General features: G+C 71.4%; 17 protein-coding genes and 1 pseudogene. 12 read left to right on the forward strand and 6 right to left on the reverse strand.

Annotation, left to right across the window (positions count from 1 at the left end):
- Positions 1-71: 71 nt before the first annotated feature.
- The 5 genes from aroH to der all read left to right on the forward strand — a co-directional run bounded on the left by aroH (position 72) and on the right by der (position 4,614).
- Positions 72-434 carry a chorismate mutase gene (aroH, locus tag M4V62_RS32760; RefSeq protein WP_249590804.1) on the forward strand — a complete coding sequence of 121 codons (363 nt, stop codon included), beginning with the start codon at positions 72-74 and terminating at the stop codon, positions 432-434.
- A complete protein-coding gene (locus M4V62_RS32765; protein WP_249590805.1) occupies positions 431-1,516 on the forward strand; it encodes a prephenate dehydrogenase in 1,086 nt (361 codons plus the stop codon). Before aroH ends, M4V62_RS32765 begins: the two co-directional genes overlap by 4 nt.
- A 211-nt stretch (positions 1,517-1,727) precedes the next feature.
- Positions 1,728-2,429 carry a (d)CMP kinase gene (gene cmk / locus M4V62_RS32770; RefSeq protein ID WP_249590806.1) on the forward strand — a complete coding sequence of 234 codons (702 nt, stop codon included), beginning with the start codon at positions 1,728-1,730 and terminating at the stop codon, positions 2,427-2,429.
- Positions 2,387-3,073 (forward strand): lysophospholipid acyltransferase family protein, encoded by a 687-nt coding sequence (locus M4V62_RS32775; protein WP_249590807.1) that lies wholly within the window; start codon positions 2,387-2,389, stop codon positions 3,071-3,073. The genes cmk and M4V62_RS32775 overlap by 43 nt, the downstream gene beginning before the upstream one ends.
- A 68-nt stretch (positions 3,074-3,141) precedes the next feature.
- Entirely contained in the window at positions 3,142-4,614 is a 1,473-nt protein-coding gene (gene der / locus M4V62_RS32780) for a ribosome biogenesis GTPase Der (RefSeq protein ID WP_249590808.1), read from the forward strand.
- A gap of 77 nt (positions 4,615-4,691) precedes the next feature.
- On the opposite strand, the gene M4V62_RS43765 is transcribed toward der, so the two are convergent.
- Together M4V62_RS43765 and M4V62_RS32790 are read right to left on the reverse strand one after the other, a co-directional pair.
- A complete protein-coding gene (locus M4V62_RS43765; RefSeq protein WP_344646439.1) occupies positions 4,692-4,991 on the reverse strand; it encodes a hypothetical protein in 300 nt (99 codons plus the stop codon).
- Between the two features lie 178 nt (positions 4,992-5,169).
- The gene (locus M4V62_RS32790) at positions 5,170-6,015 is read right to left on the reverse strand and encodes a hypothetical protein (protein ID WP_249590809.1); all 846 of its coding nucleotides are present in this window, start codon (positions 6,013-6,015) and stop codon (positions 5,170-5,172) included.
- 525 nt (positions 6,016-6,540) lie between these two features.
- Here M4V62_RS32790 and M4V62_RS32795 point away from each other — a divergent pair.
- Together M4V62_RS32795 and M4V62_RS32800 are read left to right on the forward strand one after the other, a co-directional pair.
- Positions 6,541-7,185, forward strand: coding sequence for a LysM peptidoglycan-binding domain-containing protein (locus tag M4V62_RS32795; protein WP_249590810.1), 645 nt, complete (start codon positions 6,541-6,543; stop codon positions 7,183-7,185).
- 126 nt (positions 7,186-7,311) lie between these two features.
- Positions 7,312-7,935 (forward strand): LysM peptidoglycan-binding domain-containing protein, encoded by a 624-nt coding sequence (locus M4V62_RS32800; RefSeq protein WP_249590811.1) that lies wholly within the window; start codon positions 7,312-7,314, stop codon positions 7,933-7,935.
- Here M4V62_RS32800 and M4V62_RS32805 read toward each other — a convergent pair.
- The 3 genes from M4V62_RS32805 to M4V62_RS32815 are packed head-to-tail and all read right to left on the reverse strand — an operon-like array spanning position 7,895 to position 11,995.
- Positions 7,895-8,671: an ABC transporter ATP-binding protein gene (locus tag M4V62_RS32805; RefSeq protein ID WP_249590812.1), complete on the reverse strand. Its 777-nt coding sequence runs from the start codon at positions 8,669-8,671 to the stop codon at positions 7,895-7,897. The two genes, M4V62_RS32800 and M4V62_RS32805, sit on opposite strands and share 41 nt — an antisense overlap.
- The gene (locus M4V62_RS32810) at positions 8,668-11,481 is read right to left on the reverse strand and encodes an ABC transporter permease subunit (RefSeq protein ID WP_249590813.1); all 2,814 of its coding nucleotides are present in this window, start codon (positions 11,479-11,481) and stop codon (positions 8,668-8,670) included. The genes M4V62_RS32805 and M4V62_RS32810 overlap by 4 nt, the downstream gene beginning before the upstream one ends.
- Before the next feature lie 4 nt (positions 11,482-11,485).
- Entirely contained in the window at positions 11,486-11,995 is a 510-nt protein-coding gene (locus M4V62_RS32815; protein ID WP_249593109.1) for a hypothetical protein, read from the reverse strand.
- 135 nt (positions 11,996-12,130) lie between these two features.
- Here M4V62_RS32815 and M4V62_RS32820 point away from each other — a divergent pair, with 135 nt between their 5' ends.
- The 5 genes from M4V62_RS32820 (at position 12,131) to M4V62_RS32840 (ending at position 17,435) form a co-directional block, all read left to right on the forward strand.
- On the forward strand, positions 12,131-12,712 hold the full coding sequence (locus M4V62_RS32820) for an MTB12 C-terminal domain-containing protein (protein ID WP_486388584.1): 582 nt from the start codon (positions 12,131-12,133) through the stop codon (positions 12,710-12,712).
- On the forward strand, positions 12,687-13,967 hold the full coding sequence (locus M4V62_RS32825; protein ID WP_249590815.1) for an ABC transporter substrate-binding protein: 1,281 nt from the start codon (positions 12,687-12,689) through the stop codon (positions 13,965-13,967). The genes M4V62_RS32820 and M4V62_RS32825 overlap by 26 nt, the downstream gene beginning before the upstream one ends.
- A gap of 164 nt (positions 13,968-14,131) precedes the next feature.
- Entirely contained in the window at positions 14,132-15,412 is a 1,281-nt protein-coding gene (locus M4V62_RS32830) for a glycosyltransferase family 4 protein (protein WP_249590816.1), read from the forward strand.
- Positions 15,409-16,284: a FixH family protein gene (locus M4V62_RS32835; RefSeq protein WP_249590817.1), complete on the forward strand. Its 876-nt coding sequence runs from the start codon at positions 15,409-15,411 to the stop codon at positions 16,282-16,284. The genes M4V62_RS32830 and M4V62_RS32835 overlap by 4 nt, the downstream gene beginning before the upstream one ends.
- An 80-nt stretch (positions 16,285-16,364) precedes the next feature.
- Entirely contained in the window at positions 16,365-17,435 is a 1,071-nt protein-coding gene (locus M4V62_RS32840) for a helix-turn-helix transcriptional regulator (protein WP_249590818.1), read from the forward strand.
- A 1-nt stretch (position 17,436) separates the two neighbouring features.
- On the opposite strand, the pseudogene ctaD reads toward M4V62_RS32840, so the two are convergent.
- Positions 17,437-19,008, reverse strand: a pseudogene (ctaD, locus tag M4V62_RS32845) (aa3-type cytochrome oxidase subunit I); the annotation flags it as partial.
- Positions 19,009-19,280 lie beyond the last annotated feature (272 nt).

Consider the following 19,280-nt stretch of genomic DNA (forward strand, 5'->3'; position numbering starts at 1 on the left):
CACTCGTCCCCGGGGCCCTGACTACCCTTGTCGGTACATCAGTCGTACGTACGCGAGCGAGGAGCACCACTGTGGCGGTACGAGCGGTCCGGGGCGCCGTCCAACTGGAGCGGGACGCCGCCGACCACATGGACGAGCAGGTCGGCGAGCTGCTCACCGCCATCCTGGAGCGGAACGCGCTGACCCAGGAGAACCTGATCAGCATCTGGTTCACCGCGACGCCCGATCTGCACAGCGACTTCCCCGCGGCGGCCGCCCGCAGGCTCGGCATCGTGGACGTCCCGCTGATCTGCGCGCAGGAGCTGCAGATCGAGGGAGCCATGCCGCGGGTCGTCCGCGTCCTCGCGCACATAGAGTCCGAGAAGCCCCGCGCCGAGATCACGCACGTCTACCTCGGTGCCGCGGCCACCCTGCGCAAGGACATCGCCCAGTGAGAACCGCCCTCGTCATCGGCACCGGCCTGATCGGCACCTCCGCCGCCCTGGCCCTCGCCTCGCGCGGTGTGGCCGTGCACCTCGCCGACCACGACCCCGGGCAGGCCCGCACGGCGGCCGCGCTCGGCGCCGGGACCGACGAAGCGCCCGAGGGGCGCGTCGACCTGTGCGTCGTCGCCGTGCCGCCCGCGCACGTCGCGGCGACCCTGGCCGACGTCATGCGGCGCGACGTGGCCCGCGGCTACCTCGACGTGGCGAGCGTCAAGGGCGGGCCGCGCCGGGAGCTCGAGGCCCTCGGCATCGACCTCACTCCGTACATCGGCACGCACCCCATGTCGGGGCGCGAGCGCAGCGGCCCCCTCGCCGCCACCGCCGACCTCTTCGAGGGACGGCCGTGGGTGCTCACGCCGACCCGCGACACCGACACCGAGGTCCTCAACCTCGCCCTGGAGCTCGTCGCCCTCTGCCGTGCCGTGCCGGTCGTCATGGACGCCGACGCCCACGACCGCGCGGTCGCGCTCGTCTCGCACATGCCGCACCTGGTCTCCAGCATGGTCGCCGCGCGCCTGGAGAACGCCGAGGAGACCGCTGTGCGCCTCTGTGGCCAGGGCATCCGCGACGTCACGCGCATCGCCGCTTCCGACCCCCGGATGTGGATCGACATCCTCTCCGCCAACCCCGGCCCCGTCGCCGACCTGCTCTCCGCCGTCGCCACCGATCTCGACGAGACGGTGACGGCGCTGCGGGCCCTGCAGTCGGCGGATGACGCGAAGCGGCGCGAGGGTGCCGCAGGGGTCGAGGGCGTACTGCGGCGCGGCAACGCGGGCCAGATCCGGGTGCCCGGCAAGCACGGGGCGGCGCCGACGGCGTACGAGGTCGTGGCGGTGCTCATCGACGACCAGCCGGGACAGCTGGCGAGGATCTTCGCCGACGCGGAGCGGGCCGGGGTGAACATCGAGGACGTACGCATCGAGCACGCGACGGGCCAGCAGGCGGGCCTCGTACAGCTCCTGGTGGAACCGAAGGCGGCCCCGACCCTGACGGCGGGCCTGCGGGAGCGGGGCTGGTCGATCCGCCAGTAGGCGAGCGCAATGGGCTGCGGGGCAATCGGCTGCGGCGCAATCGGCTGCGGGGCAAACGGGTGGGTGGGCGGGAGAAGATCCGCCGCGAAGCGGGCGGGACAGGGGCACCCCACCGGGCAGTAAGAGACAACCGTGGGAGCCAGTAACCTTAGGCAGGGCAAGAATGCCGCCCTGCTCCAGCCCTGTGCACACAGAAAGGTGCTCGCACCCCGTGGAAACCGTGGAAACCGCCGGCCCGGCGCCCGCAGCAGTGATCGTCGCCATCGACGGGCCCTCCGGCACGGGCAAGTCGAGCACCTCGAAGGCCGTCGCCGCCCAGCTCGGCCTCAGCTACCTGGACACCGGTGCCCAGTACCGCGCGATCACGTGGTGGATGGTGCACAACGGCATAGAGCTGACGGACCCGACCGCCATCGCCGCGGTCGCGGGCAAGCCCGAGATCATCTCCGGCACCGACCCGCTCGCCCCGACCATCACGGTCGACGGCACGGACGTCGCGGGCCCGATCCGCACCACCGACGTCACCTCGAAGGTCAGCGCCGTCAGCGCCGTCCCCGAGGTGCGCGCCCGCATCACGGAGCTGCAGCGCACCATCGCCGCGTCCGCCGAGAAGGGCATCGTCGTCGAGGGGCGTGACATCGGTACGACCGTCCTGCCCGACGCCGACCTGAAGATCTTCCTCACGGCCTCGCCCGAGGCCCGCGCAGCCCGCCGCAGCGGCGAGCTCAAGGGCGCCGACGTCGCCGCCACGCGTGAGGCGCTCATCAAGCGGGACACCGCCGACTCGAGCCGCAAGACGTCGCCGCTGGCCAAGGCCGACGACGCCGTCGAGGTGGACACCACCGAGCTCACGCTCCAGCAGGTCATCGAGTGCGTCGTCACCCTCGTCGAGGAGAAGCGGGCAGCGAAGTGACCGCGGCGCCGTCGGAACGGGGTGCGGAGGTCGGCCGCCGCATCGGCGTCGGCCTCATGTACGGCCTGTGGAAGCCCCGCGTCCTCGGCGCCTGGAAGGTCCCCGCGACCGGCCCGGTGATCCTGGCCGTGAACCACTCCCACAACGTCGACGGTCCGATGGTGATGGGCACGGCGCCCAGGCCGACCCACTTCCTCATCAAGAAGGAAGCGTTCATCGGGCCCCTGGACCGCTTCCTCCAGGGCATCGGGCAGGTGAAGGTGGACCGTGAGATCGCCGACCGCACGGCGATCACCCGGGCTCTTGGCGTGCTCGACGACGGCGGCGTTCTCGGGATCTTCCCCGAGGGCACCCGGGGCGAGGGAGACTTCGCCTCGCTGCGGGCCGGCCTCGCCTACTTCGCCGTACGCAGCGGAGCGCCGATCGTGCCGGTCGCGGTGCTGGGAAGCACGGAGAAGCGCGGACGGTTGATAAAGGGGCTGCCCCCACTGCGCAGCAGGGTCGACGTCGTCTTCGGCGACCCTTTCGAAGCGGGCGACGGCAGCGGACGGCGTACGCGCAAGGCGCTGGACGAGGCGACCGTGCGCATCCAGGAGCGGCTCACCGCCCACCTGGAGGACGCCAGGCGCCTGACCCGGCGCTGAGCGAGACTTTCAGTAGTGGCCCCTCCTAGGCGGCCACCGATCACGAATACGACAGAGGTACGGACTTCATGAACGACCAGATCCAGCCCGAAGGCTCGGCTGAACACGAGCACGGGGCGCTTGGCGATGCCGAGTACGCGGAGTTCATGGAGCTCGCCGCGGAAGAGGGCTTCGACGCCGAAGACGTCGAAGGCGCGATCGGCGATGCGGGCCACGGCCCGCTGCCCGTGCTCGCCGTCATCGGACGCCCCAACGTCGGCAAGTCGACCCTCGTCAACCGCATCATCGGCCGCCGCGAGGCCGTCGTCGAGGACCGCCCCGGCGTGACCCGCGACCGCGTGACGTACGAGGCCGAGTGGGCGGGCCGCCGCTTCAAGCTTGTCGACACCGGCGGCTGGGAGCAGGACGTCCTCGGCATCGACGCGTCCGTGGCCGCCCAGGCCGAGTACGCGATCGAGGCGGCCGACGCGGTCGTCTTCGTCGTGGACGCCACCGTCGGCGCCACCGACACGGACGAGGCGGTCGTCCGGCTGCTCCGCAAGTCGGGCAAGCCCGTCGTCCTGTGCGCCAACAAGGTCGACGGCCAGTCCGGCGAGGCCGACGCCACCGCCCTGTGGGCCCTGGGCCTCGGCGAGCCGCACCCTGTCTCCGCCCTGCACGGCCGTGGCACCGGCGACATGCTGGACGCCGTCCTTGACGCGCTGCCCGAGGCACCCGCCACGACCTTCGGCCTCGCGGTCGGCGGTCCGCGCCGCATCGCGCTGATCGGCCGCCCGAACGTCGGCAAGTCGTCGCTGCTCAACAAGGTGGCGAACGAGGACCGCGTGGTCGTCAACGAGGTCGCGGGCACCACCCGTGACCCGGTCGACGAGTTGATCGAGCTCGGCGGCGTCGTCTGGAAGTTCGTGGACACCGCGGGCATCCGCAAGCGCGTCCACCTCCAGCAGGGCGCCGACTACTACGCCTCGCTGCGCACGGCCGCCGCCGTCGAGAAGGCGGAGGTCGCGGTCATCCTGATCGACGCCAGCGAGTCGATCAGCGTCCAGGACCAGCGCATCGTCACGATGGCCGTCGAGGCGGGCCGCGCCATCGTCGTCGCGTTCAACAAGTGGGACGTCCTCGACGAGGAGCGCCGCTATTACCTGGAGCGGGAGATCGAGACCGAGCTCCTCCAGGTCGCGTGGGCCCCGCGCGTCAACGTCTCCGCCGAGACCGGCCGCCACATGGAGAAGCTCGTCCCGGCGATCGAGACGGCCCTCGCGGGCTGGGAGACGCGCGTCCCGACCGGGCGGCTCAACGCCTTCCTCGGCGAGCTCGTGGCCTCCCACCCGCACCCGATCCGGGGCGGCAAGCAGCCCCGCATCCTCTTCGGCACGCAGGCGGGCACGAAGCCGCCGCGGTTCGTGCTCTTCTCCTCCGGCTTCATCGAGCACGGCTACCGCCGCTTCGTGGAGCGCAGGCTCCGCGAGGAGTTCGGCTTCGAGGGCACGCCGATCCACATCTCGGTGCGGGTGCGCGAGAAGCGCGGCCGCAAGAAGTAAGCACGGACGGACCGATGGGCCGGGCCCCGCCTTCATGTGGAAGGCGGGGCCCGGCCCATCGCGTCGGCGGCGGCGCCTCAGATCCCCCTGCGCGGCCCCGGCGGCAGCGCCGCGGGGAACTGCTGGTGCATGGTGCCGTGCTGCTCGTGGCCGTAGCGGGTGACGTGCAGCTGGCTGAAGGTGTTGTGCCGCTGGTCGTGCCGGTCGCCGACACGGTGCGTGCCGTACGGCGCGCTGCCGAACGACGTGAAGCCCAGATCCTCCTCGCCGGTCCGGTCTCCCGGAAGGGCCTTGAACGACCTGCGGTACTCCGAGTAGAGCGCGTCGTAGATCGGTGTGGCCGAGTGGTCGGCCCCCGTCTCCTGCGCCGAGCGCATGGAGGGGATGGGGGACTGGTACGCCGGCCGGGGGCGGGAGGGGTCGTATGTGTGCACGTATGTGCCAACGACCCCGTCCGCGTACGGATGCGGGGGCCGCGCCGCTTTCACGGGGCGCCGGGAGCATGACCGGCGCAGAGGGGACCCGGGGCGTGGCGGCGGCGCGGCCCGCGGGGGCTCAGGTGCCGGCGAGCGGCATCGCCGCCGCGACCAGACGCCCGTGCACCGCCGCCTTGTCCAGGGCGCCGCGCAGCAGGTCCTCGCGGGGCTGGCGGCCGATGGAGCCGACCGGCGCCGCGAACAGGAGCACCGTCTGCAGCTTGTTGGCCGCGGCCCGCCAGGCCTCGGTGACCTGGAGCGGGTGGTGGGCCTGCCACCAGGCGACGGGGGAGCCTTCCCCAAGCGCTCGGCTTCGCTCGTGCAGGGGAGACCCCAATCCCGCGCCGGGCTGGAGCACGGCGTGCAGCTGGCCCGCGGCGAGCAGCACGGACCAGCCGTGCAGCACCGGGGGTACGCCGTCGAGGGAGGCCACCGGGTGGAAGCCCTGCTCGACCAGGAGCTGGAGGAAGTCGTCGCCGCCGCCGGGCGCGGAGCCGGGGCGCGCGATGGCGCCGGTCGGCTCGACGACGAGCGCGGGCCGCAGCTCGCCCTCGATGAGGACGAGACCGCTGGTCACGCCGAGGACCGCCTGGTCGGGCACTCCCTCGCCGGGAGCGGGGGCGGGGACCCCGGCGAGGCCGGTGCCGTCCTCGCCGGTGATCGAGCGGACGGCGCCCTGGAGCTGCTCCTCGGAGACCTGGACGATCTGGGAGGGCAGGCAGGTGGCGTGGGCGAAGGCGAGTACGGCGGTCTCGTCGCCGATGAACAGGACCGTGCTGGTGCGTTCCTGCTCCGTGTCGCCGGGGGTGCGGCAGGAGGTGCAGTCGTAACTGCCCGGGGCGTTCTCTCCGGCGAGCAGCCGGTCGGCTTCTTCGTCGCCGATCTCGGCGCGGACGTCGTCGCCGACGTCGAGCATGCGCGGCACGGGTGGCTCCTCGGAATCGTTGCGTGCGGACCGGGGGTGCCCGGCTCATAAGAAGACAACGGGCGATCAGTGGCGCAAGTCACGCGCGAAGGCGAACGGAATCGAACCATCCGCAGCGGAGGGTGAGTTGCCCGGTGGAATCCGTCACTCCGCGCCAACGTCTACTGCGTACAGGGAAGTTGGGCCGGTGAGCTGGGTCACAGATCGCCGTGGCGACAGGTCGACAAATCCTGAAATCAGGGAATTAAGTGGCTGGCTTGAATTCGCCGATACTCCCGGTAACGGTCAACTGGCCTGGAATGACAAGGAGTTGGTTGGTATCGGGGCGAGTGGGCGCCTAGATTCCACCGCTGTGTGCAGTGAGCACCGCTCGGGTACGTCCGCCGGCCGCACCAGCAGCCAGCTCAAGCACCACGGCACGAACGTGCCGAACTCCGGCGGACGGGGTGAGCGGGCCTCCGGCGTCAGATGCGCGAGGAGGTCCGGGACACCTGGGGGATCCCGGGTCCTTCGAGAGGGATATTCATGTCCGCACGTCCCAAGTGCATTCGCAGGACAGCAGTGATCGGCGGAGCGGCGTTGCTCGCTCCGCTGGGACTGCTCACCGCCACCGGCCAGGCCGGAGCGGCGGACAGCGGAGTGTGGGATCGCATCGCTCAGTGCGAGAGCGGCGGAAACTGGAGCATCAACACCGGGAACGGCTACTACGGAGGACTGCAGTTCTCCGCGTCCACCTGGCGCGCGTACGGCGGAGGAGCCTATGCGGCAACCGCCGACCAGGCGTCCAAGGGGCAGCAGATCGCCGTCGCCACCAAGGTCCAGCGCGCTCAGGGGTGGGGCGCATGGCCCAGCTGTTCGGCTCGGGCGGGTGCGTCCGGCAGTGCTCCGGGGGCGGCAGCCGCTCCTGCGGCGCCCAAGGCGGCCGAGGCACCCAAGGCGTCCAAGGCGCCCAAGGCCGTCAAGCAGCAGCCCGCGGCGCCGCAGCGGCGTACGCCGGGTCATGCCGACCGGGGTTCCGGGCGCGGTGACTACACCGTTCGGCAGGGGGACACCCTGAGCCGGATCGCGGCGGCGCACGGCGTCAGCTGGCAGAAGGTGTACTCCGCCAACAAGGCGGTCATCGGCGGGGACCCGAATGTGATCCTGCCGGGGCAGCGGCTCGACCTCTGAGTTCCGCCCTTCAGGGGTGTGGCCCTGCTCTGGCGTGGCCCTGCTCGGTCGGCCGACCGGGTGGGGCCACGTCCGTGGCGGCGCGGCACGGCCTCGCGCCGGGGTGGCGCTGCCTAGCGTGGGCGGATGTATCCGATGCCGATCAAGAGTCTTCGGTCGCTGTGGCCCGCTGGTCTGGTCGTCGCCGCGGTCTCCTCGCTCCTCTCCACGCTGCTGCTCCCGGTCTCCGCGGCCGCCGCTGCTCCGCCGCCGCCCCTGCCGGGGCCCGGTGCCGCCGCAGCGGCGTACGACTGCTCACGCACCGAGGGGCCCTGGAACTGCCTCGCGCAGTGCGAGAGCAGTGGCCGGTGGCATGTGAACACCGGGAACGGCTTCTACGGAGGGCTGCAGTTCTACCAGCCCACCTGGGAGGAGCACGGCGGGCTCAAGTACGCGCCGCGTGCCGACCTCGCCACCAAGAAGGAGCAGATCAAGGTCGCCGAGGAGGTGCTGCGTACCCAGGGGTGGAAGGCCTGGCCCGTGTGCTCGAAGAAGATCCCGAAGGAGATTCGGGAGGGCCGTGTCGTCGTGCACGTGGTGAAGGCGGGGGAGACGTTGAGCTCCATCGCCCGGAAGTACAAGGTGCGGGGCGGATGGCAAGCGCTGTATCAAGCCAACCGGAAGGCTGTGGGGAGTCGGCCCGACGAGCTGGATGTCGGCACCAAGCTGGTCATCCTGAAGAAGGTCGGCAAGGCCGCCACCGGCGGTTGAGCTCCGTCGCCTCGCCGCTGAACACGACCGCGCCACGGCGCAGTTCGTGCACCACCACTGCCGTCCGGCTCGCGTGTTCGCGCAGGCCGGGCGGCAGTCGCTGTTCCGCGGTGAGGACGCAGGCGCGTGCGCTGAGGCCGACGAGCAGGTCGTACGTCCGGGACGCGACGGCGGGGGACATGCCCTGGGTGGGTTCGTCGATCAGGATCACTCGGGCGTGGGCCTGGGCCGTCAGGACGGCGCGGGAGAGGGCGAGCATGCGTTGCTCGCCGCCGGAGAGGGTGCCTGCGCGGCGGCGGAGGAGGGGGCGTAGTTCGGGGTAGGTGGTCAGGGCCGGGGTGATGTCGGCTCTGGGTGGGGAGTGGTCTTGTTCTGCGTGGGGGCTGGGGCTGGGGTCGGGGTCGGGGTCGGCGTTGTGGGCTGGGGTCGACAGCTCTAGGTTCTCCGCCACTGTGAGGTGGCCGAACACCGCTTGTCCGTCCGGCACGAAGCACAGGCCCCGTTGTGCGCGTTCGTGCGCGGTGAGCCGGGTGACGTCCGTTCCGTCCCAGGTGACGGTGCCTGTGGTGAGGGGGGCCGTGCCGGCCAGGGCGCGCAGTGTCGTGGTGCGGCCCGAGCCGTTGCGGCCCAGGAGGACCGTGAGGCAGGGGGACGGGGCGGCGAGGCTCACGCCGTGCAGGGCTTCCAGGGGGCCGTAGCGGACGCGGGCGTCGTGGAGTTCGATGCCGGCTCTCATGGGGCCGCCCGGTGGAGTACCTCGGTCGGCGGGCCCGAGGTGATGATGCGGCCCGCTGCCATGACGTGCACGGTGTCGGCGAGGTTCGCGACCAGGTCGATGTCGTGCTCGACCACCAGGAGTGCCATGCCGTCGGCCGCCAGGGCCCGCAGGATGCGGGCCAGCGCGGCGACTTCGGCGCTGTCCAGGCCTGCTGCGGGCTCGTCCAGGAGGAGGGTGTGGGGCCGGCCTGCCAGGGCTCGGGCGAGTTCTACGCGTCTGAGGGTGCCGGTGGGGAGGTCTGCGGCGGGGTGGTGGCGGGTGTTGTCGCCGTGGAGGGAGAGGAGGCGGAGGGCCTGGGTGGTGGTCCCGGTCTCAGGGCTGTGGGCGCGGGCCGCCTGTTCCGCGCCTACTTGGACGTTCTCCGTGATGGTCAGTGACGGGAAGACCGCCAGTTGCTGGAACGTGCGGGCCACGCCCAGGCGGGTGCGGGCGTGGGCGGGGGTGCGGGTGATGTCGTGGCCGTCGTAGGTGATCTGGCCCTTGTCGGGGCGGAGGGTGCCGGCGAGGCAGTGGAAGAGGGTGCTCTTGCCTGCGCCGTTGGGGCCTACTACGGCGGTGATGTGGCCGGGGGGCACGGAGAGGTCCACGCCGTCGAGGGCGGTGAAGCCGTTGTAGGTGGCGGTGATTCCGTGAGCCGCCAAGGGGTGGTGCGGGGTTTCGCGGCGGGATCCGCTCGGGGGCGGGGCCGCCTCGGTATGTCCGTCCTCGCTATCGCCCGGTGGCCGCGGGGCTGCTTCGGCTCCGGAGCGCCGCGAACCGTGCTCCGGGCGGACATACCGAACCGTCCCCAGGGGCCGCGATGGCGTCTGCGGGCCGGTGAGACTCTCGCTGCGGGGCAATCGGGTGGGTGGGCGGGAAAGCTTGTTCGTCCAGGGGCGGATGCGGGGTGAACGGGCGGGTGGGTGGGAGGGCTTGTTCGTTGAGGTGGGGCTGCGGGGTGATCGGGAGGTAGGGGCCAGAGCGCTGCGGGCCCGGTGGCCCAGGGGGGTCAGGGACAGGCGGCGGGTCCACCCGGCGGTGGTCGGAACACGGCCGGTCAGGACCGCGAGGACACCGATCAAGGCCGCCGCCACACCGCCCCGCGCCCCCGCGTCCAGCCCCACCAGCAGCGCCGCCGCAACGAGCGCCCCCAGGAGGCTGTCCGCGCCGAGGACCACCACCGCCGCGAACCAGAGGAGCCCGCGCACGGGGTCGTACGCGGCGGGGTCGAAGGCCCGTAGGCCCATGCCCAGCATCCCGCCCCCCAGAGCGGCCAGCGCCGCACCGGCCACGAAGGCCGTGAGCTTCAGGCTGCGCACCGGCACGCCCGCGGCCGCCGCCCCCGCCTCGTGGTCCCGCATCGCGGCCAGCGCGCGCCCCATGCGGCCCCGGCGCATGCTGAAGGCGAAGAGCAACGCCGCGGCGAGCAGGGCCAGTTCCAGGACGTAGAACGCGCGGTCGCTGTCGAAGCCCGCAGGGCGGTCCAGGGTGAGGCCCGACGTCGCGTACGGCTGGGCGAAGACGAAGCGGCTGACGCCGACGCCTACCGCGAAGGTCGCGAGGGCGAGCGCCAGGCCGCGGCGGCTGATCGCGGGCCAGCCGGTGAGGAGGCCGAGCGGGGCCACCAGGAGGACGGCCACGGCCAGGGCGGGGAGGTGCGGGAGCTCGGGCAGCCCCGGGAAGCGGCCCGCCGTGAGCAGCGCGGTGAAGAGCGCGCCCAGGCCCGCGTACGCCGCCTGGCCGAGCGAGATCTGGCCGCCTCTGCCGGTGACGATCACCAGGGAGAGGAGGATCACCGCAAGGGCCGGGACCTGGACCGAGGTCGTCAGGTCCGAGCCCGCGAAGCCCAGCGGGATGAGGAAGAGGACCGCCGCCACTATCCACGCGCCCGGAGGCGTCGGGACGCGCGCCGTCACCGTGCGGGGGAGCGTGTTCTGCGAGCCGATGCCCGGGAGCACCAGGGCCGCGACGAGGAGGGCCACCACGAAGAGGTTGGCTCCCAGGGCCTGGACGAGTGGTTCCGCCCAGCCCGATGGGTGCAGGCGGGTCAGCTGGCTCTGGGCCACGCCGAGGCCGAGGGCCACGATCACCGCGATGGACAGGCTCCGCATGCGGGCCGCCACCGCCACCGCCATGACCTCCATGACCAGGAGCGGCATGCCGTACGGGTCGAGGCGTACGAAGGGGGCGAGCAGTGCGCCGGTCAGACCTGCCGTGAACGCGCCGAACGCCCAGCCCGCGGATGCCACCCGGTCCGCGTCGATGCCGCTGAGGACCGCGAGAGGGCGGTTGTCGACCACGGCCCGCAGTTCGCTGCCGAAGCGGGTCCAGCGGGTGATCGCCCAGACCGTGGTGGCGAGGGCGACCGTCACGGCCAGCGGGGCCCAGGGATCCGCCGATACGAGGGTGGGGGCGTCCGCCTTCGCCCCTGGGCCCCAGATCAGGGCGGCGCCTCCGACCAGGAGGATGAAGACGCCGATGGACGCCACCAGGGTCTGGGCCGGGTCGCTGCCCAGGACCGACAAGGGGCGGAAGACCGTCTTCTCCAGGAGCAGGCCGATGGCCGGGGCGACGAGGAGGAGCGTGACCGCCGTGGCGAGCGGAAGGGGCCAGTGCCACTGAACCGTCAGTTCGCGCAGGACGTACGCGCAGACCATCGCGATCGCGCCGTGCGCGAAGTTCAGGACGCCGGTCGCGCGGTACGTGACGATCAGGCCGATGCCGGTGAGGGCCGCCGCGCTGCCGACCGCGAGCCCGGCCAGCGTCAGGTCGTAGCTCAGGGAGGCCACCGGGTCATCGCTCCGGGGGCGGAGTGGTGGTCGGCTGCGGTTCGCAGATGGGGCAGGGGCTCAGGTCGCCGGTCGCGAGGATGCGGGCGTCCGCGGGGACCGCTTCCGCTTTCCCTGCCACCAGGGGGCAGTCCGCCCGGTGCCAGAGGGTTCCGCCGGGGATCATCAGCGAGTCGCCGCTGGTCGCCACGGGGGCCTGCCGGTCGGTGGCTTCGGTGGGCGTCCCCGCCGTCACCAGGAGCTCGTACAGCTCCTCCACGCGGGCCGTGGACAGGGCGCTTCTGCCGTGGGTGAAGAGCACGGCCCCGGCGATGATCAGTGCCGCGCCCGGCACCGTGCACGACGCCAGATACGGAAGCTGGCGCTCGGCGAAGCGCTCGCCGGACATGCCGTACCAGCCGACCACGCAGAGCACCGCACCGGTGGCGAGGGCGGCGAAGGCCACCCAGAGGAGCGGGCGCACGGCACGGAGCCGGGCCGAACTGGCTGTCTGATCCGGTTGAGCCGCCCGCATCTGCGCCCCCTGGGACACGTTCGTAGCGTCGGTGGGCTGTCCATGTCAGCCGATGGCTTGCACTATGCCTTCTGCAAGCTGACCCTGAAAGCACCGGGCCCTGATGGTCCGGACCGACACCCGGTGGTGAGCCAGATGGTGCTCTGGACCAACCCCAGGCGGGGGAGCGATCTCAGGCGGGGAAGGGTGCGGAGCGCGGCGATGGCGGCTGCCGCGGTCCTGCTCGTCGCTCCGGCCGCCGTGGCATGCGGTGATGACAGCGGCGGGGGCGGCGAGAGCGATCCGCCCAAGCCGTCCGCCGAGAAGTCGACCCAGGACGTCCCTTCGGACGCCCCTTCGGACGACGCGACCGCGCCCGCGGATCCGGCGGCGGCCGAGAAAGAGGTCAAGGAGAACTTCGAGAAGTTCTTCGATCCCGCCGTCTCCATGAAGGAGAAGGAGGCCGTTCTGGAGAACGGGCCGAAGATGCGCGCCGTCCTGAAGAGCTTCAGCGGCGACGAGCGCGGCGAGCAGGTCAGCGCCGAGGTCAACAAGGTCGAGTTCACCTCGGCGACCGAGGCGGACGTGACGTACGCACTGACTCTGAAGGGTGCCACCGCGCTGCCCTCCGCCTCGGGAACCTCCGTCAACGAGGACGACACCTGGAAGGTGTCCGTCAAGACTCTCTGCGCACTGGTGAAGCTGAGCGGCAATGCGTCGCCCGGTCCGGGCTGTTGAGGCCCTTGCCGTAGCCGCGCTGCTCGTGGCGGTGGCGGGGTGCGGCAGCCGCCTCCCCGAGAGCGACTTCGAGGACAGGAGCACGGCGCCCGCCCCGTCGGGGGCGCCGGTCCGGGTCGGCATCATCACCAGCGCGACCAGCCCGGTCGGCGGCTCGGCGTTCACCGGGCCGCGGGACGGGGCCAAGGCGTACTTCGAGCGGCTCAACGCCCGGGGAGGCATCGACGGGCGCAAGGTCGAGGTGCGTACGTGCGACGACGGCGGCAGCGGCGTCGGCAACAACGCGTGTGTGCACAAGCTGGTCGACGAGGAGCGCGTCGTCGCGCTCGTCGCGACCAGTTCCCTCGACTACGCCGGGGCCTCTCGCGTCTCCCGCGCGCGCGTGCCCGACGTCGGGGGCCAGCCGATCGGGTCCGCGTACGACACCTATCCGCATCTGTACGGGATCTACGGCAGCCTCGCCCCACGGAACGGGAAACCGGGCTGGGACGGCAAGCTGATCGGCGGGACCGAGGTCTACCGCTACTTCAAGCGGGAGCAGGGAGCACGGACCGCCGCCGTCGTCTCCTACAACCAGGCCGCCTCCGCCGCGTACGCCCGTCTGGTCACCCGGGGCCTGAAGGCCGAGGGCTACAAGGTGGTCACCGAGCAGGTCGACTTCGCGCTGCCCAACTTCCGCGCGGCGGCGGCCGACCTGAAGGAGCAGGGCGCCGACCTCGTCTTCGACGCGATGGACACCCACGGGAACACGCAGCTGTGCGAGGCGATGGACGAGGTGGGGGCCAAGGTCACCGCCAAGGTCACCAACGTCCAGAACTGGACCTCCTCCGTGGCCGATGACTACAAGGACGCACCGCGCTGCCGCAACGCCCTGTGGGCCACCGGCGCGAGCCGCAGCTACGAGGACACTGACCAGCCGGCCGTGCGTGAGTTCCGCGACGCCATGAAGGACCACAAGGTGCTCTCCCAGTGGCAGCTGGAGGGCTGGGCGGCGGCCATGTGGTTCACGGACGCGGCGAAGTCCTGCCGGGGCGACGTCACGCGCGCGTGCGTCGACCGCTTCATGAACCGGGGGAAGCCGTACACCGCGCGGGGGCTGCTGCTTCCGGTGACGTACGAGGAACGGGCCGATCCGCCCGAGACCCGTATGACCTGTGTGTCGGTGGCCCGCTGGAAGGACGGTGAGGGGTGGGTCACACAGGGAGACATGAACGAAAACTGCTTCGAGGTGCCGCAGCTCTCCTACCAGCCATGATGCGTGTACCTAGCAGGAAAGTTCCCGGAACCGGATACCAATGGCACAACTGTTCAGGAACAAGATGATGATGAAACCCAACCCTCTGTCCTTAATCCCCGTCTAACCCTGCGGTAGGCGGACGAGAGGGACTGTCCGCGGGGAAGCGTGGGATACGGGGACGCATGCACATCTCTTTCCTTATTCACAACGCGTACGGAATCGGCGGGACGATCCGGACGACGTACAACTTGGCGAACACTCTCGCCGAGCAGCACGACGTCGAGATCGTCTCCGTCTTCCGGCACCGTGACGCCCCCGTGTTCTCGCCCGACTCCCGCGTCAGGCTCAGTCACCTTGTCGACATGCGCAAGGACAGCCCCGGCTACGAGGGGGAGGCCGCCGAGGCCCTGCGGCCCGCCCGGACCTTCCCCAGCGCGGAAGGCCGCTACGACCAGTACAGCGCCCTCACCGACCGACGCATCGCCGAGCACCTCTCCTCGGTCAGCTCCGACGTGGTGGTCGGCACGCGGCCCGGCCTGAACGTGCACCTCGCCCGCGAGACCGCGCGCGGCCCGCTGCGCGTCGGCCAGGAGCACCTCACGCTCGACAGCCACTCCAAGGAACTGCGCCGTCAACTGCGCAGCGTCTATCCCCGCCTCGACGTCCTGACCACGACCACCGAGGCCGACGCCCGCGCCTACCGCCGCACCATGCGCCTGCCCGGCGTCCACGTCCAGGCCGTCCCCAACCCCGTGCCCGCGCCCGGCATCGAGCCCGCCGACGGCAACCAGAAGTGGGTCGTCGCGGCGGGACGGCTCGCCCCCGTCAAGCGGTACGACCTGCTGATCCGCGCCTTCGACCAGGTGCGCGCCGAGCGTCCCGACTGGCGGCTTCGGATATACGGCGGCGGCAAGCAGAAGGACAAGCTGCGCGCTCTGATCGACGAACTCGGCCTCTACAACCACGTCTTCCTGATGGGGCCCGCCCACCCCATCGAGCCCGAGTGGGCCAAGGGCTCCATCGCGGCCGTCACCTCCAGCCTGGAGTCCTTCGGCATGACGATCGTCGAGGCGATGCGCTGCGGCCTGCCCGTCGTCGCCACCGACTGCCCGCACGGGCCCGGCGAGATCATCGACAACGGCGTCGACGGACGCCTCGTCGAGGTCGGCAACCCCGACGCGATAGCGGGCGGACTGCTCGAACTGATCAACAACGACACGCTGCGCCGGCGGATGGCGGGCGCCGCGCTCCAGGACTCCGAGCGCTTCGACCCGGCCCGCATCGCCGAGCGCTACGACGCGATGTTCACCGGGATGCTCGCCCGCGGCGGCTCCTTCGGCGGCCGGGTGCGCGGCACGCTGCACCGCACCCGTGGCGCGCTCCTCGGCGGCGCGTACGCGGTACGGGACATGGGACACGGGGTACCGACCAGCGGCATACAGACGAAGGGATCCACCGCATGACGGCCTTGGCCACCTCGGACGCCTCATCGCCCTGCGACGCCGGTACCGATCAGGACGTCGCCGCGGCCCCGCGCGCCGACTGCATAGCCGACTCCGCGGGCGGCCTCACCTTCGACGTCACCGACCCCGGCGGCAAGGGCGCGGCCTACCTGCTGCTGCGCCGCCGTGACGCCGCGTCCGCCGACGAGGACGTGCGCCTGCCGCTGTCCCCGGCGGCCGACGGCAGGCTGCGGGCCGCGCTGCCCAGCAGCGTCGAGCTGGCCGAGGGACGCTGGAACGCCTACGCACAGGTCGGGGGCGGCACCCCCCGCCGCCTCGCGCCCGGCGTCAACGACCTGCGCTCGCTGGTCGACCGCGCACCCAGCGGGGCCCGCGGCCACATCGCCGTACGCATTCCGTACGCGACCAAGCAGGGCAACCTCTCCGTACGCAGCTGGCTGCGCGCCCCGCACGCGGAGATCGGCGAGCTGCGGATCTCCGGCACCGCGGTGACCGCGCAGGGCCGCGTGTACGGCACGGTGCTGACCGGCGCCGCCTACGCCGAGGCGTCCCTGCGGTCCGAGCCCGACCGTATCGAGCGCTCCGAACTGACCGCGGACGGCGTGGAGTTCAGCTTCGGACTGCGCTGCGACGTGCTCGCCGACAGCGGCCCGGGCCCCTGGGACCTCTGGCTGCGCCCGGCGGGGGAGAGCGGGCCGCGGGTCCGGCTCGCCCGGCTCCTGGACGACGTGCCGGACAAGAAGCAGATCTTCACCTACCCGTCGGTGCGGCTCGACACCACGGTGCACGGACCGCTGGAGGCGGGGCCGTACTACACGAACGACAACGACCTCTCGGTCCGGATCCGCGAGGCGAACGCGATCGAGGACTGACGTGACCGACGGCTGACGTGACCGACTCCTGACGTCATCGCGGACCGTGGCTGTCCGCGACGCCGGGCACAATCGGCCCCATGTTGGAGACCTCCGCACGACTGCTCCGCCTGCTCTCGCTCCTCCAGGCCCACCGGGACTGGTCGGGCGCGGACCTGGCCGACCGGCTCGGCGTCACCCCGCGCACCGTGCGCCGTGACGTGGACCGGCTCCGCGAGCTCGGCTACCCCGTCAACGCGAGCCCCGGCACGGGCGGCGGCTACCAGCTCGGCGCGGGCGCGGAGCTGCCGCCGCTGCTCCTGGACGACGACGAGGCGGTCGCCGTGGCCGTCGGCCTGCGCACCGCCGCGGGGCAGGGCATCGAGGGCATCGGCGAGACCTCCGTACGCGCCCTGACCAAGCTGGAGCAGGTCCTGCCGAGCAGGCTGCGGCGCCGGGTCGGCGCGCTCACGGCGTTCACCGTGCCGATGCTCAGAACCCCGCAGCAGCAGGCCGTCGACCCCTCGGTCCTGACCGAACTCGCCCACGCCTGCCGGGACGCGGAGCGCCTGCGCTTCGACTACCGCGACCACGGCGGCAGTTCGACCCGCCGCACCGTCGAACCGCACCGCATCGTCTGCACCGAGCGCCGGTGGTACCTGGTCGCGTGGGACGTCGACCGCGACGACTGGCGCACGTTCCGCGCGGACCGCATCACCCCGAGGCCGCCGCACGGACCGCGCTTCGCGCCGCGCACCCCGCCCGCCGACGATCTCGCCGCGTACGTCTCCCAGGGCGTCTCCACCCGTGCGTACGCCGCCCAGGCGGTGTTCCGGCTCCTGGTGCCCCTGGAGGAGGCGGCCCAGCGGGTCACCCCGTCGGACGGCACGCTGGAGGCCGAGACCGGGAGCAGCTGTCTGTTGCGCACGGGCGCCATGAGCCTGGACGTCATGGTGATCCATGTGCTTCTGATGGGCTTCGAGTTCGAGGTCGTCGAGCCCGCGGACTTCACCGAACGGATCAGCTCGGCGAGGGACCTCCTGAGCCGGGCCCTGGACCGGGGTGTTCGGTCTGCGGATCCGGGCGCTGGGTCCCCGGCGGCTGGAACGCCGCGTACTCGGGATGGTGCAGATCGAACGCCGGGGACTCGGAGCGGATCCGGGGCAGCGTGACGAAGTTGTGGCGCGGCGCCGGGCAGGCGGTGGCCCACTCCAGGGAGCGGCCGAAGCCCCAGGGGTCGTCGACGTCGACCTTCTTGCCGTACTTGGCGGTCTTCCAGATGTTGTAGAGGAACGGCAGCGTGGAGAGGCCGAGCAGGAACGCCCCGATGGACGAGATGGTGTTGAGCGCCGTGAAGCCGTCCGCCGACAGGTAGTCCGCGTAGCGCCGGGGCATGCCCTCCGCGCCCAGCCAGTGCTGGACGAGGAACGTCACGTGGAAGCCCACGAAGAGCGTCCAGAAGTGGATCTTGCCGAGCCGCTCGTCGAGCATCTTCCCGGTGAGCTTGGGCCACCAGAAGTAGAAGCCGCCGAAGGTCGCGAAGACGACGGTGCCGAACACCACGTAGTGGAAGTGCGCCACGACGAAGTACGAGTCGGTGACGTGGAAGTCGAGCGGCGGTGAGGCCAGGATGACGCCGGTGAGCCCGCCGAAGAGGAAGCTCACCAGGAAGCCGACCGCCCACAGCATCGGTGTCTCGAACGACAGCGAGCCCTTGAGCATCGTCCCCGTCCAGTTGAAGAACTTCACGCCGGTGGGGATCGCGATGAGGAAGGACATGAAGGCGAAGAAGGGCAGGAGCACCGCGCCCGTCGCGAACATGTGGTGCGCCCACACGACGACCGAGAGCCCCGTGATGGCCATCGTCGCGCCGATCAGGGGCAGATAGCCGAAGATCGGCTTCCTGCTGAACACCGGGATGATCTCGGAGATGATCCCGAAGAACGGCAGCGCGATGATGTAGACCTCCGGATGCCCGAAGAACCAGAAGAGGTGCTGCCACAGCAGCGCGCCCCCGTTCTCCGGGGCGAACACCATGGAGCCGAAGCGCCGGTCCGCCTCCAGGACGAGCAGTGCGGCGGCGAGTACCGGGAACGCCATCAGGACCAGGATCGAAGTGAACAGGACGTTCCAGGTGAAGACGGGCATACGGAACATCGTCATGCCGGGCGCCCGCATCCCGATGATGGTCGTCAGGAAGTTCACCGAGCCGAGGATCGTGCCGAACCCGGAGAGCGCGAGGCCCATGATCCACAGGTCGGCGCCGATCCCGGGCGAGCGCTCCATGCTGTTGAGCGGCGCATAGGCGAACCAGCCGAAGTTGGCGGGGCCGCCGGGCACCAGGAACGAGCCGAGCACCATCAGACCGCCGAACAGGAACAGCCAGTACGACAGCATGTTGAGCCGCGGGAAGGCGACGTCGGGCGCGCCGATCTGGAGCGGCATGATCTCGTTGGCGAAGCCCGCGAAGGTCGGCGTCGCGAAGAGCAGCAGCATGATCGTGCCGTGCATGGTGAACATCTGGTTGAACTCGTTGTTCGACATCAGCTGCAGCCCGGGGCGGGCGAGCTCGGCCCGCATCATCAGGGCCATCAGCCCCGCGGCCAGGAAGAACACGAAGGACGTGATCAGGTACAGGTGACCGATCTTCTTGTGGTCGGTGGTGGTCAGCCAGTCCACGAGGACCCGGCCCGGACTCTTCTGCCGGGCCGGCGGTGCCGCCGCCGTTGCGGTCTCGGTCCCCATTGCTCGCCCCTTCGCCGTCGTGCGCCCTGGGCCTGCCTGAAGCACCCGCCATGATGCTCGCGTCACACCCGGCTCCGACAGGGGGCGTACCGGACCGCTGTGCTGGAACCGTGAATTCCCTATGTGGCGTCACCTGCCGTCGGGCGGCCAGGATTCGGGAATTGCGCAGGGTCCGCAAAGGTGCCTCGTCCACTTTTCCGCCGTGCTATTACGGTCGTTTCTGGGCGCTGCCGTGAGGCTCGCGGGAAATCCAGGAATCACGTCGGAACAAC

It is taken from the genome of Streptomyces durmitorensis, from assembly GCF_023498005.1.
In the GTDB taxonomy this organism is placed as follows: Bacteria; Actinomycetota; Actinomycetes; order Streptomycetales; family Streptomycetaceae; genus Streptomyces; species Streptomyces durmitorensis.

What these genes read in the sequence shown, in the direction of transcription:
- M4V62_RS32825 (WP_249590815.1), top strand. Translation starts at nt 12,687, where the DNA reads ATGCGTCGCCCGGTCCGGGCTGTTGAGGCCCTTGCCGTAGCCGCGCTG.
- M4V62_RS32815 (WP_249593109.1), bottom strand. Translation starts at nt 11,995, where the DNA reads ATGCGGGCGGCTCAACCGGATCAGACAGCCAGTTCGGCCCGGCTCCGT.
- M4V62_RS32805 (WP_249590812.1), bottom strand. Translation starts at nt 8,671, where the DNA reads ATGAGAGCCGGCATCGAACTCCACGACGCCCGCGTCCGCTACGGCCCC.
- M4V62_RS43765 (WP_344646439.1), bottom strand. Translation starts at nt 4,991, where the DNA reads ATGCGCTCGGCGCAGGAGACGGGGGCCGACCACTCGGCCACACCGATC.
- M4V62_RS32800 (WP_249590811.1), top strand. Translation starts at nt 7,312, where the DNA reads ATGTATCCGATGCCGATCAAGAGTCTTCGGTCGCTGTGGCCCGCTGGT.
- M4V62_RS32840 (WP_249590818.1), top strand. Translation starts at nt 16,365, where the DNA reads ATGTTGGAGACCTCCGCACGACTGCTCCGCCTGCTCTCGCTCCTCCAG.
- M4V62_RS32835 (WP_249590817.1), top strand. Translation starts at nt 15,409, where the DNA reads ATGACGGCCTTGGCCACCTCGGACGCCTCATCGCCCTGCGACGCCGGT.
- der (WP_249590808.1), top strand. Translation starts at nt 3,142, where the DNA reads ATGAACGACCAGATCCAGCCCGAAGGCTCGGCTGAACACGAGCACGGG.
- M4V62_RS32830 (WP_249590816.1), top strand. Translation starts at nt 14,132, where the DNA reads ATGCACATCTCTTTCCTTATTCACAACGCGTACGGAATCGGCGGGACG.
- M4V62_RS32795 (WP_249590810.1), top strand. Translation starts at nt 6,541, where the DNA reads ATGTCCGCACGTCCCAAGTGCATTCGCAGGACAGCAGTGATCGGCGGA.
- M4V62_RS32820 (WP_486388584.1), top strand. Translation starts at nt 12,131, where the DNA reads ATGGTGCTCTGGACCAACCCCAGGCGGGGGAGCGATCTCAGGCGGGGA.